This is a genomic window from Streptomyces sp. Q6, assembly GCF_036967205.1.
In the GTDB taxonomy this organism is placed as follows: Bacteria; Actinomycetota; Actinomycetes; order Streptomycetales; family Streptomycetaceae; genus Streptomyces; species Streptomyces citrinus.
Window position 1 is genome coordinate 1,526,838 of record NZ_CP146022.1, and the last position, 14,216, is coordinate 1,541,053.

13 protein-coding genes and 1 pseudogene are annotated in these 14,216 nt (G+C 69.3%); 10 read left to right on the forward strand and 4 right to left on the reverse strand.

What is annotated here, in order from left to right; all coding sequences use genetic code 11:
• Positions 1-2: 2 nt before the first annotated feature.
• The gene (locus tag V2W30_RS07225) at positions 3-1,118 is read right to left on the reverse strand and encodes an XRE family transcriptional regulator (RefSeq protein WP_338694587.1); all 1,116 of its coding nucleotides are present in this window, start codon (positions 1,116-1,118) and stop codon (positions 3-5) included.
• Positions 1,119-1,381: 263 nt separating this feature from the next.
• On the opposite strand from V2W30_RS07225, the gene V2W30_RS07230 reads away from it, so the two are divergent.
• Genes V2W30_RS07230 through V2W30_RS07250 form a run of 5 tightly spaced genes read left to right on the forward strand, consistent with a single transcriptional unit; the run spans position 1,382 to position 5,091 of the window.
• Positions 1,382-2,269 carry an AAA family ATPase gene (locus V2W30_RS07230; RefSeq protein ID WP_338694588.1) on the forward strand — a complete coding sequence of 296 codons (888 nt, stop codon included), beginning with the start codon at positions 1,382-1,384 and terminating at the stop codon, positions 2,267-2,269.
• 4 nt (positions 2,270-2,273) lie between these two features.
• A complete protein-coding gene (locus V2W30_RS07235) occupies positions 2,274-2,735 on the forward strand; it encodes a hypothetical protein (protein WP_338694589.1) in 462 nt (153 codons plus the stop codon).
• Positions 2,732-3,235, forward strand: a complete 504-nt coding sequence (locus V2W30_RS07240; protein ID WP_226729864.1) for a hypothetical protein — start codon at positions 2,732-2,734, stop codon at positions 3,233-3,235. The genes V2W30_RS07235 and V2W30_RS07240 overlap by 4 nt, the downstream gene beginning before the upstream one ends.
• Positions 3,236-3,259: 24 nt before the next feature.
• The gene (locus V2W30_RS07245) at positions 3,260-4,126 is read left to right on the forward strand and encodes a CBASS oligonucleotide cyclase (RefSeq protein ID WP_338694590.1); all 867 of its coding nucleotides are present in this window, start codon (positions 3,260-3,262) and stop codon (positions 4,124-4,126) included.
• Positions 4,123-5,091 carry an S-4TM family putative pore-forming effector gene (locus V2W30_RS07250; protein WP_338694591.1) on the forward strand — a complete coding sequence of 323 codons (969 nt, stop codon included), beginning with the start codon at positions 4,123-4,125 and terminating at the stop codon, positions 5,089-5,091. The genes V2W30_RS07245 and V2W30_RS07250 overlap by 4 nt, the downstream gene beginning before the upstream one ends.
• A 241-nt stretch (positions 5,092-5,332) precedes the next feature.
• Here the strand turns inward: V2W30_RS07250 and V2W30_RS07255 are convergent, their stop codons facing one another.
• The gene (locus V2W30_RS07255) at positions 5,333-6,823 is read right to left on the reverse strand and encodes an MFS transporter (protein ID WP_338694592.1); all 1,491 of its coding nucleotides are present in this window, start codon (positions 6,821-6,823) and stop codon (positions 5,333-5,335) included.
• Positions 6,824-6,938: 115 nt separating this feature from the next.
• Between V2W30_RS07255 and V2W30_RS07260 the strand changes: the two genes are divergently transcribed.
• The 4 genes from V2W30_RS07260 to V2W30_RS07275 all read left to right on the forward strand — a co-directional run bounded on the left by V2W30_RS07260 (position 6,939) and on the right by V2W30_RS07275 (position 10,649).
• A complete protein-coding gene (locus V2W30_RS07260) occupies positions 6,939-7,457 on the forward strand; it encodes a MarR family winged helix-turn-helix transcriptional regulator (protein ID WP_338694593.1) in 519 nt (172 codons plus the stop codon).
• 239 nt (positions 7,458-7,696) lie between these two features.
• Positions 7,697-8,380, forward strand: a complete 684-nt coding sequence (locus V2W30_RS07265; protein WP_338694594.1) for a TetR/AcrR family transcriptional regulator — start codon at positions 7,697-7,699, stop codon at positions 8,378-8,380.
• Positions 8,381-8,420: 40 nt separating this feature from the next.
• Positions 8,421-9,569, forward strand: a complete 1,149-nt coding sequence (locus tag V2W30_RS07270) for an NAD(P)/FAD-dependent oxidoreductase (RefSeq protein ID WP_338694595.1) — start codon at positions 8,421-8,423, stop codon at positions 9,567-9,569.
• 93 nt (positions 9,570-9,662) lie between these two features.
• Positions 9,663-10,649, forward strand: a complete 987-nt coding sequence (locus V2W30_RS07275) for an aldo/keto reductase (RefSeq protein WP_338694596.1) — start codon at positions 9,663-9,665, stop codon at positions 10,647-10,649.
• A 56-nt stretch (positions 10,650-10,705) separates the two neighbouring features.
• On the opposite strand, the gene V2W30_RS07280 is transcribed toward V2W30_RS07275, so the two are convergent.
• On the reverse strand, positions 10,706-13,186 hold the full coding sequence (locus V2W30_RS07280) for an alpha-L-arabinofuranosidase C-terminal domain-containing protein (RefSeq protein ID WP_338694597.1): 2,481 nt from the start codon (positions 13,184-13,186) through the stop codon (positions 10,706-10,708).
• A 134-nt stretch (positions 13,187-13,320) separates the two neighbouring features.
• Between V2W30_RS07280 and V2W30_RS07285 the strand changes: the two genes are divergently transcribed.
• On the forward strand, positions 13,321-13,818 hold the full coding sequence (locus V2W30_RS07285; RefSeq protein WP_338694598.1) for a DUF6314 family protein: 498 nt from the start codon (positions 13,321-13,323) through the stop codon (positions 13,816-13,818).
• On the opposite strand, the pseudogene V2W30_RS07290 reads toward V2W30_RS07285, so the two are convergent.
• Positions 13,760-14,122 (reverse strand): annotated as a pseudogene (locus V2W30_RS07290) (histidine phosphatase family protein); the annotation flags it as partial. The gene V2W30_RS07285 and the pseudogene V2W30_RS07290 overlap by 59 nt on opposite strands.
• Positions 14,123-14,216 lie beyond the last annotated feature (94 nt).

Consider the following 14,216-nt stretch of genomic DNA (forward strand, 5'->3'; position numbering starts at 1 on the left):
GATCAGAACTCCACGCGAGGACGTTCGATGATATCCCGACCAAGCAGGGTTCGAATGTCGGATTCTGGAAGGCCGGAACGGTTGATGAAATCGCCGGATGTGACACCAGTTTTTTCCGTGAGCTCCAGTGCCCGACGCAAGAGGACCGGAGTTTCTGGATTACCTAGAGAACCTGGCTCTACTTTCCTCCACCCTCGGACGGACAACGCTTTCCATCCTTGCGCGTAGGTGTTTTCGCTCATGACGCCCAGTGTTTTTGCTCGGACGAGGAGAGCAGCTAGCGAGACGTGCCATTTCGCCTTCAAGCGAAGAAGTGCGGGCCAGTCGAGCCGGTCCGGAAGTTCTGATTTGATGTCGCTGGCAGGCATTAGGAACGCAGCGGCGAACTCGTGGGCTTGACTCTCAGTAGCCTTGTCGCCAATTTTTCCAGTGACACCATGCAAGACCAGATGGCCTAGCTCGTGGGCCGCATCGAAACGGGAACGGTCGCGCAGTCCCTTGTCGGCCCCAAGAGCAACCACGGGCCTGTCGGAGAAGTCAACGCAGAATGCATCGACCTTTTCGATGCCAACGCGGAAGCGGACAACAATAATCCCGTTGATTTCCAGCAGTCGCACAACGTCTTGGACCGGACCGCGTGGGACTTTCCAGTGGCTACGGACCTGGGCAGCCGCTTGTTCGATATCAGCGGACCGGAGAGGCTGCCCTTCTTCGATTGGCACGCGCGGCAGATTGAGTTCGGGCAACGCAACGTGCTTTTCGAGCTCAAGCGTGAATTCCCGCGCGAGGTGTACGTAGGCGAGAGCTTGTTGGCGGTCTCGAGGAGAGGTGGATCGAAGACTGCGGAAGAAGCCGTTGACCTGCTCTTGGGCGGGGGGACGAGCCGGAGCGGCGAAGAACGACGTCGGAACCCGCAACGCGACCGCGAGCCGGCGAAGCGTCGATGTGGCGGGCTTGGTGTGTCCGTTCTCGAACTGGCTAATCGAGGCTGCGGTGACGGAGCCCACCTCTCTGGCCAGTTGCACCTGGGTGAGCCCCCGCAGTTCGCGTGCCATTCGCAGCCGGGCACGATCGAACAGGGCGGCGATGTCGCCGGGGTCCAGTTGTGGGTCGTTCACGTCGCTCGCCTCCCGGCCAGTCGACGTCCGCTGATCAGCGGACGCTTCTCGATCTTGAGTACTCCGCTCGCATCTTAGGCACACCTTGGTTACCGGTCGGTCAAATCGCTCAGCTCCGGCCGGACGCACCCGAGGAAAGTGTGTCGAGTTGCATCCCCGCCCCGTCATGTACTCTACCTATCGCACGGAAGATGATGTTCAAATCTGAGGTGACCCGCCAGCGGTGGGGGGACGGAGCTGAGGTGCTGAGAGTTCAGGAGTGCGTGCTGTCCAACGAGGTGATCACCGCCGACTCGGCGGAGACCACCTTGTGGGACGCCATCGTGGTGCCGGAGGGGATCAAGGAGCGGTTGCGCAACCAAACCGTGTTGTCGCTGCTTGTGCGGCCTGACCTGCCGTTTGCGGTGACGGCGCTGCACGGCCTGTGCACGCTCTACGGTCCTCCTGGTACCGGCAAGACGACCCTGGCGCGGGGTCTGCCGGCGCAGGTCGCCCGCTACGTCGGTGGAGGCGCGGTTCGACGGATCGAGATCAACCCGCACGGGCTAATGAGCGCCGAGCACGGGCAGTCGCAGCAGCGGGTCAGCGAGCTGCTCGGCGAGTACGTTCCGGGCCTCGCGTCGGATGGCGTGCCGACCGTGGTGATTCTCGACGAGGTCGAGTCGATGGCTGTGGCCCGCTCGGCGGCGTCGCTGGCCGCCAACCCGGCCGACGTCCACCGCGCCACGGACGCGGTGCTCACTGCCTTGGATCTCAACGCCGCCGAGCACCCGCACCTGTTCTTCGTCGCGACCAGCAACTTCACCACCGCTCTGGACGAGGCGTTCCTCTCCCGCTCCGACGCCGCCATCCTCGTCCCGCTTCCCGAGCCGGAGGCACTGCGGAAGATCCTGGCCTCCACGCTGCTGATGCTGGCCGACAAGTACCCCGCCTTGGGCGAGCTTGCGCGCTCCTCGGTGGTGGACCGCATCGCCGAGGCGGCTCACGGACTGGACGGCCGCCGTACGCGCAAGGTGGTCTTCGAAGCCCTGGCTCAGCGGCTGGACACGGTGCTGGACCCCGGCAGCCTGACCGAAGGCGACCTGGCCGCCGCGGTGCACAACGCCGTCGCGGAAACGGGCCAGCCGGAGGTGTCCCGTGCGGCGCGCTAGGCAGGTGGCGGCCTCCCCCACGCGCAGCGCCAGCGGAACCTGGGCGGTGATCTCGGACCTCGTGGCGGATACCGTGGCGCAGTCCTCCGCGCTGTCCCGCGACGAGGCGGTGCAGGCGATGTCGGCCGCCGAGGCAATCGGGCGGATGCTGATCGCGGCAGGGCACCTGCAGCAGCACCCGATCACCCTGGTGGCCGGCAAGGTGCACTGCGAGATCACGACGGTGTCCGGCACGGCGGCGCTGACGTTGGAGGAGAACCTCAACCCGGTCCCCGGCGCGGCGGGCGCCGACGATTTCACGATCCACCTGCCGTCCCCGACCCCGCTCCAGGAGCAGGTGAAGGCAGCCGTCGATGGTCACGCCCGGTTGTCCGACGCTGTCCCGCCCGCTCCGGAGACGAAGGCGGCCAGCTCCGGTCCGCTGATCGACCGTGAGGCTCTGCGTCGGGCGGTGACCCAGCGATGACCTCCACCTATACCTACAGCTACACCCGGACCCACACCGCCACGCACCTGACCGACGTCATCCTCGGCACCATCACCGACATCCTCGCCGACCTGGGGATCAACATGGACCGGCTGCATCGCGACTGGGTGCAGAACGAGAACGCGATCAAGGCGTGGATCGAGGAGGGCTCACTCGACACGGTCGTCCTCGAGTGCCACCAGTCCTCGGGCGCCGTGGCGCCGGTGATCGAGTTCCCGGTCTCCTACACCACCGCCGGCGACGGCAACGCCGAGTTCACCGCCTCTCGTGCCCGAGCCGCCCGGTTCCGGGCCAAGTTCGACCAGGTGCCCGCGGGCACCACCTACCGGCTGTTCTGCACCTTCAACGGGCCCCGCACCCCGCAACCGGGTTGGGGCCCCGGCCAGCGGTCGAGCACCGACGGCCTGCGCGGCATCACCTTCGGCACCCTCGGCTCCGCCCCACACGCCTCGACCGGCATGCGGTACTACCACACCTGAGGCCACGAGCAGGAAGACACCGCTATGGGATACATCGACGACGCCTTCACCAAGCTCAAGCACAACCTGGAGATCACCCAGACCGAGCAGAACCTGGCGAAGGCACGGCACGAGGCCATCCGCGATTTCGTCCGGTCGCACTGGGACCTCGCCGACGATTTCCTCACCGGCAGCTACCGGCGCGACACCAAGACGAAGAAGCTCAAGGACATCGATATCTTCGTGGTCCTCGACGCCAACGGCTCCCAGGCCGACTTCCGCGATCAGGCGCCCATCCAAGTGATCAACGCCCTGGAGACCCTGCTCCGTCAGAAGTGGAGCGCTGCCGCCCGCGACGGCATGGCCGTCGTCATCCCCTACGGCCCCGACGACGAGGTCATGTCGATCGACGTGGTCCCCGCCTTCAAGCGAGGCGAGGGCGGCTACTACATCCCCAATCCCTCGGCAGGCGACTGGATCGCGACCAACCCCAAGCGCCACCACGAGCTGAGCATCGCCAAGAACGCCGACTGCGACGGCAAGTACGTGCCCTTCGTCAAGATGGTCAAGGGCATCAACCGCGAACTCGGTGAGCCCGTGTCGCCCTCCTTCCTGCTGGAGGTCATGGCCCAGTCGCTGGTGAAACCGCCGATAGGGCGCTACCAGGACGAGATCGTGCTGTTCTTGGCCACCGCCGCCGAACGCATCGGCGACGAGTGGCCTGACCCCGCTGGCCTGGGCGGTGACGTCAACGCCGTCATGAACGCGACTCAGAGGCTCGCCGCGGCCAACGCACTCACCCAGGCCCGCGCCATCGCGGAGCGGGCGGTCGACCTGGAGGACGAGGGCCAGGAGCGCGCTGCCTACGACGAGTGGAAGAAGCTGTTCGGGAACAGGATGACCAGGCCATGAACCTCTCCACAGACCCCGGGGGCGTTCACGGGATACCGCCTCGGGCTATCCACGAGCGGCAGTTCGACGACGACATGTTGCTTATCCAGCGCGCCGCGTCGGCAAGCCACCAACGCGGCCAGCTCCTCGAAGCTGTGCGCGTCACCGCCGCCGTTCTGCTCGCCGCCGCCGGTGTCCTGATCACACTGTCCGGCCACGGCCGGACAGTCGTCTCGATCGTCGGGTTCTTCTGGTTCGTCGTCTCCGCGTTCCTGCTTAAGGGCCTCGCCGGGAGCACCGCCCGCCAGGGCGCCCTGCTCCAAGAGATGTTCGACGTCGCCCTGTTCCACTTGCCGTGGCGCGCCACCGTTGCAGGCGACCCCATCCCCGAACCCGACGTCCGCCGTCTCGCGCGCAAGCTCCCCCGAGGCGGCCCGAAGGACAAGCGCATCACTGACGGTTGGTACGACCCCACCCACGACGTCCACCACCCCTACGACGTGTTCATTGCTCAGGAACAGAACCTCGCCTGGGACGCTCGTCTTCGCCGTCGCTATAGCTACGTCATCGCTGCCGTTGCGTTGCTGTGGGCCGCCATCGGCTTTCTCGCCGGCTTGGTGGTCGCGGACGCCACTCTGGGCGACACTCTCCTCAGCTTCTTCGTCCCATCCCTGGCGGTCTACCAGATCGCTTACGAAATCTGGTCCGGCCAACGCAAAGTGGCTGACGAACGCGACCGACTCACCAAGGTCGTCAACACCGAGCTACACAGCGGACGCCCAGGCCCCGTCCCTGACGACGAATGGCGCCGCCTTCGAAGCGTTGCACGGGACGTGCAGGACGGCGTACTCCGCACCCGCCTGGACACCACCCGAGTACCCGAGTGGTTCTACAAGCGTTTCCGCGACGACGACGAACGCGACTTCGGCGACACTGCAGAAGGCCACCGCGTCCGCCTCGCGCAAAACACACCCCCATCCGCGTAGTTCGTTGGGCGGGATGCTCCCAGCCCGCCCAACCGACCCACCGCGACTAAGAGCGGCGCACACGCTCACGCACAGTGAACGCCGAAATCTCAAGGTCCGCCAAGTAGGCCTCTCAAGATCCGCCAAACAGAATTCTCTACGCGCTCCTGACCTCTGCATCTCAGAACACGATCCGCCAAGTAAAGATCTCGGTCACACTCCGGACGCGCCCGAGCCCTTCGGCCGGCGGACGGGCCCGGGGTCACACGGCGACGTGCCGGGTGTCGGCGGGGCCCTCGGCGGCGAGGCCGTGCTGCTCGTCCTCGGGGCGCGCCCGCTCGGGCAGCAGGAAGGTGATCGCGAGGAACGCCAGCAGAAGACAGGCCTGGACGATCAGCGCGCGGCGGAAGCCGCCGGTGAAGTCACCGGTCTCGGCGCGGGCGAAGAACACCGATCCGAAGATCGCGACGCCGATGGATCCGCCGACCGCCTGCACGGCCGACAGCACTCCGGAGGCGGAGCCGATCTCGTCGTCGTCGACGGCGGCGAGGATGAAGCCGAACAGGGCGGCGATCACCATGCCGGCCCCGATGCCCGCCACCGTGACGCCGGGGGCGATGTCCCAGATCGAGAACGAGGCGGCGTCGAGACCGTCCAGTTCGCACCACAACAGGACCGCTCCGGCCAGCTGGATCAGCGGACCGATCTGGAGCACCCGGCGGCCGATCCGGTCGGCGAGGAACGCGCCGCTGACGGCTCCACCGATCGCGGTGCCGACGGCGAGCGGCAGGTTGCCGAGTCCCGCCTCACCGGCGGTGAAGTGCTGACCGATCTGGAGGAAGAGGGTGAGGACGAGCTGTGTGCCGATCAGGCCGCCGAAGAACAGGGCGATGCCGCCGAGTCCGACGGTGAAGGCGGGTTTGCGCAGCAGGCCGGGGGTGACCAGAGGGTCCCGGCCCGCGGCGGCGGTACGGCGCTGCTGCACGGCGAACAGACCGAATCCGATCGCGGCGCCGGCCATGCACAGCCACGTCCACAGCGGCCAGCCGTCCTCCTGCCCCTGATTGAGGGGCAGGACCAGCAGGGCGCAGGAGAGCACGACCAGGGCAGCGCCGTTCATGTCGACGCGTACCGTGCGGTCGCCCGGCTTCCGCGGGACGAACTTCGCGGCGATGACCAGGGCGGCGAGGCCGATGGGCAGGTTGACCAGGAAGACGGAGCGCCAGCCCAGGCCGAAGAAGTCACCCTCGATGAGGAAGCCGCCGAGGACCGGGCCGATGATGCCGCCCAGGCCGAGGACCGGGCCGAAGATCGCGAAGACCTTGGTGAGTTCGGGCCCGGAGAAGTTCTCCCGCAGCAGGCCGAGCCCCTGGGGCAGCAGCATCGCCCCGGCCATGCCCTGCACCAGCCGGAAGGCGATCAGCGACTCGATGTTCGGAGCGATCGCGCAGAGCAGGGAACTGGCGGTGAAGGCGGTCAGGCCGATCAGGAACATGCGGCGGCGCCCGTAGCGGTCGCCGAGCCGCCCGCCGAGCACGAGTCCGGCTCCCAGCGTGAGGGCGTAGCCGCCGATCACCCACTGGAGACCGACGGAGCCGGCGCCGAGCGACTTCTCCAGGTCCGGTCCGGCGACGTTGACGATCGACGCGTCCAGGAGGTCCATGAGCTCCGCGATGATCATCACGGCCAGGATCAGCCACCGCCATCGCTGGGGTCCGACGGCCTCTTCGGTCTTGGGGGACGGGTCACGCATGGTTGATACCTCCACGATGGAATAATTCCACGGTGAAGGTAAAGTGAGGACGGTAGGTTGTCAAAGTGGTCGCCGACGCGGGGTGCGCGGCAGCGGAGAAGGGTGACGGGCCTCCATGGACGAAGCGATGCACGACGGCGTCGCGGCGCAGCGCGAGCGGCTGATGGAAGGGCTGAGGATCTACGGCGGCCACTACGCCGAGCTCGGTCGGCGCTTCGCCACCTGGCTGGGCCTGCACTCCACCGACGCGACCGCGGTACTGGAGATCGCCGCAGCGGAAGAGCGCGGCACCCTGCTGTCACCGGCACGGCTGAGCGAGCGCATCTCCCTCTCGACGGGCGCCACGACCGCCCTCCTGAACCGCCTCGAAGCGGCGGGCCACATCACCCGTACCCGCGAGCACCCGGACCGGCGCATCGTGTCCCTGCGCAGCGGCGCGCACATCCAGGAACGGGCGGACGAGTTCTTCGGCCCGCTCGCCCACCGCCTCGACGCGGCGATGGCGCAGTACCCGCCGGACCTCCTGGCCCGGTTCGAGTCGTTCGTGGCCGATCTGAACTCCACGATGGACGCCCACCTCGCGGAGCCGCTCACGACGACCCCGGACTCCCCCGGCGGCGTCGCGCAGAACTGAGGCCGGGCGGACCGACAGGGGCCGACCCCCGCCGCCGACCCGCCGCCGACCCGCCACCGACCCGCCAGTGACTGGCCGCTGACCTGCCACTGGCTGACCACTGACCTGCCGCTGACCGGCCACTGACCGGCCGCCGACCGATCGCCCCGACGAGCCGTCGCCGCCGGGCCAGCGCGCCCATCGACGAACATGTTCGCTACGTACTTGTTCGTCACGAACATGTTCGTTACCGTGGAGGCATGACCTCGCGAACCCCCACCCCCCGCAGCCGCCGCGACCGTCCGGCCAAGGCCGCGCTCACCTACGAGGGGATCGTGGCCACGGCCGTACGGCTCATGGAGTCGGAAGGGCTGCAACGCGTAACAATGCGGCGGCTGGCCCAGGAGCTCGACACCGGTCCCGCCTCGCTCTACGTGTACGTGGCGAACACGGCCGAGCTGCACGCCGCGATCCTCGAAGAGCTGCTCGGAGCGGTCGACCTGAGCCCCGTCCGGGGCCAGGGCGACTGGCGCGACCGGCTGGCGGCGGTGCTCACCTCGTACACCGGCGTGCTCTTCACGCACCCGAGCCTCGCCCACTCCGCGCTGGTGGCCCGCCCCTCGGGGCGGAACTACCTGGCGCTGGTCGAGGCCGTGCTCGCCCTGCTGCACGAGGGCGGTGTGCCCGACGCGCAGGCGGCCTGGGGCGTCGACGTGCTGTTGCAGGTGGCCACGGCCACCGCCGCGGAGCAGTCGGCCCGTGGCAGCGGCGCGCCCGAAGGGGATCACGACGCGCTCGTGGCCGCGCTGCGCGGGGTCGGCGCCGAGCACCATCCGCGGATCGCGGCGATCGGCGACGACCTCTTCTCCGGAAGCCCCGAAGGGCGGCTCGCCTGGATCTTCCGCGCTGTCATCAACGGCACCGCAGCCACACCGAGGACCTGACCCCGTCCCCCGCCCACCCTCACAGAAGCGAGTGATCGACATGAACTCCCACCACCCCATCACCGTCGTCGGCGCCGGCCTCGGCGGGCTGACGCTCGCCCGCGTCCTGCACGTCCACGGGATCGACGCCGTGGTCCTCGACCTCGACGCCTCCGCGGACGCCCGCGCGCAGGGCGGCATGCTCGACATCCATGAGGAGAGCGGCCAGGCCGCTCTGCACGCCGCGCAGCTCTACGACGCGTTCCGCGCCAAGGTGCACCCCGGCGGCGAGGCCATGCGCGTACTCGACCGGCACGCGCGCGTGCTGCGCGAGGAGGCCGACGACGGGGCGGGCGACCGGCCCGAGATCGACCGGGGCGACCTGCGCGACCTGCTCCTCGGGTCGCTCCCCGACGGCACCGTGCGCTGGGGCACCAAGGTCACCGCCGCCCGCCCGCTGGGCGACGGGCGCCACGAGGTGACGCTCGCCGACGGCTCCGTCTTCACGACCGGGCTGCTGATCGGGGCCGACGGCGCCTGGTCGCGGATCCGTCCGCTGCTCTCGTCCGCCCTGCCCGCGTACACGGGGATCTCCTTCGTCGAGCTCGACCTCCATGACGTGGCGAACCGGCATCCGCGGGCCGCGAAGCTGATCGGCGGCGGCATGTTCTTCGCCCTCGGGGAGCGCAAGGGATTCCTCGCGCACCTGGAGACCGACGGCAGCGTGCACGTGTACACCGCTCTGGAGCTGCCCGAGGACGGGCTCGCGGCCATCGACTTCACCGACACCGACGGGGCGAAGGCCGCGCTCCTGGAGCACTTCACGGGCTGGGCGCCGCAGTTGCGCGCGCTCGTCACCGACGCGGACGGCCCGCTGGTGCCGCGGCTGATCCACGCGCTGCCCGTCGGACACCGCTGGGAGCGCGTGCCCGGGGTGACCCTGCTGGGCGACGCGGCGCACCTCATGTCGCCGTTCGCCGGCGAGGGCGCCAATCTCGCCATGGCCGACGGCGCGGACCTCGGGCGCTGCCTCGCCGAGCACCCGGACGACGTCGAGGCGGCGCTGGCGGCCTACGAGGCGGTCATGTTCCCGCGCGCCGAGGAGAAGGCACGGGAGTCCTTCGAGGGCCTCGACATGATCTTCGACGACCGGGCGCCGCAGCCGCTGCTCGACATGTTCGCCGCGGGCGACGCCCGGCCGGACGCCTGACGCCTCGCCCCCGTCTGCGGAGTTGACCTGGAGTGCGCTCCACGTCATAGCGTCGGCGGGGTCAGGAACGCTCCCCGCCCTTGGAGGCCACCCATGACGGACCTTCCCACCCGCCGCCTCGGCGCGCTCACCGTCTCCGCACAGGGCCTCGGCTGCATGGGCATGAGCCACGCGTACGGCACGTCCGACGACGAGCAGTCGATCGGCACCCTGCACCGGGCCCTGGACCTGGGCGTCACGCTCCTCGACACGTCCGACTTCTACGGTGCCGGGCACAACGAGGAGCTGATCGGGCGCGCCCTCGCCGCTCCCGGCCGGCGCGAACAGGCCGTCGTGGCGACGAAGTTCGGCTTCGCCAACCGGCTCGGCGAACCGGTGCGGATCCGTGGCGACGCGGCGTACGTGCGCCGGGCCTGCGAGGCGTCGCTGCGCCGGCTCGGCGTGGACCACATCGACCTGTACTACGTGCATCGCGTCGACCGGAGCGTTCCGGTCGAGGAGACCGTGGGCGCGCTGGCCGAGCTGGTCGCGGAGGGCAAGGTCCGCCACCTGGGCCTGTCGGAGGCCGGTCCCGAGACGCTGCGCAGGGCGCACGCCGTGCATCCGATCGCCGCGTTGCAGAGCGAGTACTCGCTGTGGACGCGTGATCTGGAGGCCGACGTGCTGCCGGTCTGCCGGGAGCTGGGTATCGGGCTCGTGCCGTTCTCGCCGCTCGGCCGGGGCTTCCTCACCGGCCGGTACACGTCGGCGCAGGCCCTGGAGGACGGTGACATGCGGCGGAGCCAGCCGCGCTTCGCCGACGGGAACCTGGAGCGCAACCTGGCCATCGTCGCCCGCCTGGAGGAGCTCGCGGCCCGCAAGGGCGTCACGGCCGGGCAGTTGGCGCTCGCCTGGGTGCACCACCAGGGCGACGACGTGGTCCCGATCCCCGGCACGCGCCGCCGGAAGTACCTGGAGGAGAACGTCGCGGCGGCCGCGCTGGAGCTGTCGGCGGACGACCTCGCCGCGATCGGCGCGGCCGCGGACGAGGTGGCGGGTGCGCGCTACGACGAGGGCAGCATGAAGTTCGTGAACGGTTAGGCACGAGCGGCCCGGCGGCGTCCGTTCCGGCGCCGGGCCGCTCGTCCCCCGCGGTCTCAGTCCTTCTTGAGCCTGAGGAAGGTCACCGAGTTCGCCGGGAAGGTGTACGAGAACGTGTCGGCGACCCCGTCGAACGTGGAGGTCACCGGCTTCACCGGTGTCTCGGTCGCGCTGTTCTCGGCGTCGGGCGCGGCGGCCAGTGTGGTCACCGTGGCCTTCCGCTCGACGTCGGCGCCCCCGAGGTCCACCGTCGTCCGGGCCTGCGCGTCCTGGGCGTTGACGACCTTGACGATCAGGTCACCGGTCTTCTTGTCACGCGTGACGACCTGCCGGAACGGCTCCGCGGGCTTGTCGTCCTTGAAGGAGCCCCACTCCTGCCCGTCGAGGAAGAGCGTGACCTGGCGGCCGCGCACCTTGATGTCGACGTCGTAGGAGCGGCCGGTCTCGATGGTCCCGGCCTTGGCGATCAGCGTCGACTTCCCGCCGTTCACGGCCTGCTCGACGGCGGACTGGGTGTTGTTCCAGCCTCCCAGGTTCCACCAGTAGTAGTTCCCGGTGTCCTTGACGCCGAAGGCGACGAGGAAGCCTTCCTTGCCGGACTTCTTGGTGGCCTTCACGTGCAGGTCGTAGTTCCGCCAGCTCGGGTCACCCGCGGTGACCATGGTGTTCTCGGCGGCCTCGTCGGACTGCACGTACTGGCCGTCCTGGACGCTCCAGCTCCCGCGGCCGGAGCCGGTCCAGCGGGCGGCGTCACCGCTGAAGTCGTCGCCGAACAGGGCGTTCCCGTCGGCGTCCGTGACCTTCACGTCGTCGTACGCGGCGCTCGTCGCCCAGGTCGACAGGCCCACGGCGCCGGTGATCGGTTCGAGGGTCGACGGGGTGGCGGTGCCGGTCGAGGGGACGACCTGGTCGCCGACGTTGCGCATGAACAGTTTCTGCACCTCGTAGTCGGCCGAGCCCCACGACTTCTGGTCGTTGAACCAGATCATGTCGGGCGCCCACTGCACGGTGTCGTCGCGGGCGAACAGCGGGGCGTAGGAGGCGAGCTTCACGACGTCGGCGTTGCGCTCCAGTCCCGTCATGTAGGCCGCTTCCGACAGGGCGTTGGACCACTTGTTGCCGAGGGAGGCGTACTCGCCGAGGAAGACCTTGGGGCCGCTCCTGTCGTACGTGTCGTAGCGGTCGTTGTTCTGGAGGAACCACTGCGGACTGTTGTAGTAGTGCTCGTCGACCATGTCGACGCGGGCGTCCTTGTTGAGCTTCCAGGCCGTGTCGAACGTCGAACCGGAGTCGTCGGGGCCGGAGTTGGAGATGACCTTGACGTCCGGGTACCTGGCGGCGACGGCCGTGCGGAACTGTGTGAAGCGCGCGAAGAACTCCTCGGGCAGGTTCTCCTCGTTGCCGACCTCCAGGTGCGTGAGGTGGAAGGACTTCGGGTGGCCCATCTCGGCGCGGAGCTTGCCCCACTTGCTGGTGACCGGGCCGTTGGCGAACTCGATCAGGTCGAGCGTGTCCTGGATGTGCCGCTTCAGGAGCGCGTCGTCGTCGGTGGCCCGGTTCTGGCCGCAGCCGGTGACGAGTGCGGGCACGACGGGCAGCGCCATCGCGCCGATGTCCTCGGCGAACTGGAAGTACTCGTAGTAGCCGAGGCCGTAACTCTGGTTGTAGCCCCAGAAGTTGGCGTTCGTCGCGCGCTGCTCGACCGGGCCGACGGTGTCCTTCCACTGGTACGAGCGCTTGCGCTCGTAGCCGGACGCCGCGTCGTAGCCCGCCATGGAGCCGGTGTTGACGAGGCAGCCGCCGGGGAAGCGCACGAAGCCGGGCTTCAGGGCGGCGACCTTCTCGGCGAGGTCCTTGCGCAGGCCGTTCCTGCGGCCCTTGTAGGTGTCCCGGGGGAACAGCGAGACCATGTCGAGCGCGGTGTCCGCCGACGAGGTGACGGAGAGCCGGCCGGTGGTGCCGGCGCGCGTGGCCGTGAACGTCGCCGTGTACTTGGCCCAGCCTCCGCGCGTGGCCACCCGCGCGGCCGTGGCCAGCGCGCCGTCGGCGTCGCTCAGCCGCACGCTCAGCGTCGAGTCGCCCCGCGCCCACACCGAGAAGTCGTACGTCCCGCCCTTCACGACGGTGATCCCGGTGCCGTACGCGGAGTTCGTGACGGTCGAACCGGCGCCCAGGGAGAGGTAGGTGCGGTTGCGGGCGTTGAGCCGGCCGGCGTCGTCGACGACCTTCGCCGTCCCGTCGACCGTCCACGCGGTGAGCGGCGTGTACGCCTTGTTGTCGGCCGTCGAGTACTCGAAGGACCGGTTCTGGAGCAGTTCGGCGTAGAGCCCGCCGTCGGCGGCCCGGTTGATGTCCTCGAAGAAGACGCCGTACATCGTGTCGTCGATCGTCGCGCCCGTGCGGCTCGGGTCGACGGTGACCGTGTAGTCGGTGACGTCGTCGGCCACGGCCGAGGGCGTGACCGCGGTGCCGGCCAGCAGTGCTCCCACCGCGGCTCCGAGCCCGAGTCTCCAGCGCCTGCGTCGTCCACGCGTCATACGCTTCCCCATCCTTCACAGCGGTAACGGAAGTGTTCGAAATCTCGTACGTCGTCCTAAACTGCGAACGGCAAGATAGGAAGCGACGGACCACGCGTCAACGGTTGGCGCAGAGGTGAACGGGAGTGATGTGGGTGAGGGGCGAACTCTGGCCGGTTTCCGACGTGTTGGCGTTCCTCGCGGGGCGCTGGCAGGTCGAGCGGACCGTGCGCGACCTCGCCGACGACGTGACCGCCACGTTCACCGGGACGACGGACTTCACCGACCTCGACGACGGGGACGCCGGGGGCGGGCTGCTGCACTTCGAGTCCGGCGTCTTCGCGTGGCGCGGCACGTCACGCCCCGCCGAGCGCACCCTGCGCTACCTGCCCGACCCGTCCGGCGAGACGCCGGGGACCGCCGTCGTGCACTTCTCCGACGGACGCTTCTTCCACGGCCTCGATCTGCGCACCGGTCACCACGTCGCGGACCACCCGTGCTCCGCGGACCTCTACCGCGGCGAGTTCACCGTGTACGACGCCGACCGGTGGCGGACGGTCTGGCGCGTGAAGGGACCGGCCAAGGACCTGGTCCTCACGACGGACTACCGCCGAGCCGCAGACTCCACCGGCCGGGACGGCCGACGACCGTGACCGCCGACAGGGGCCGCGCGTCGATGGTCACGTACGTCGACGGCGGCGCCTTCAGCGCGTGGACGAGCGCGGCGCGGACCACCGACGGCTCCGCGACGGCCTCCCTGCGGCTGCCGTCGCACGGCCGGGTGTCCAGCCAGGAGCCGATGCCCGCGATGAACGCGAGCGGCGACTCCCCGCCGTGCGGCGCCGAGCGGGGATCACCGAGCCGGCGGACGCCCATGTCGCAGTCGCGCAGCGCGGGTTGGGCCGGGGTCGCCGCGCAGTACCGTAGCTCGGCGGCGGCGAGCGCGCCGAGGTCGGGCGGCGACGAGCGTGACGCCGAGCTGCCTGCGCGTGATCGTGTGACCCGTCGGCAGCCCAGGTCAAGGTGTCACACAGGGCGGCCGCCGGGCGCC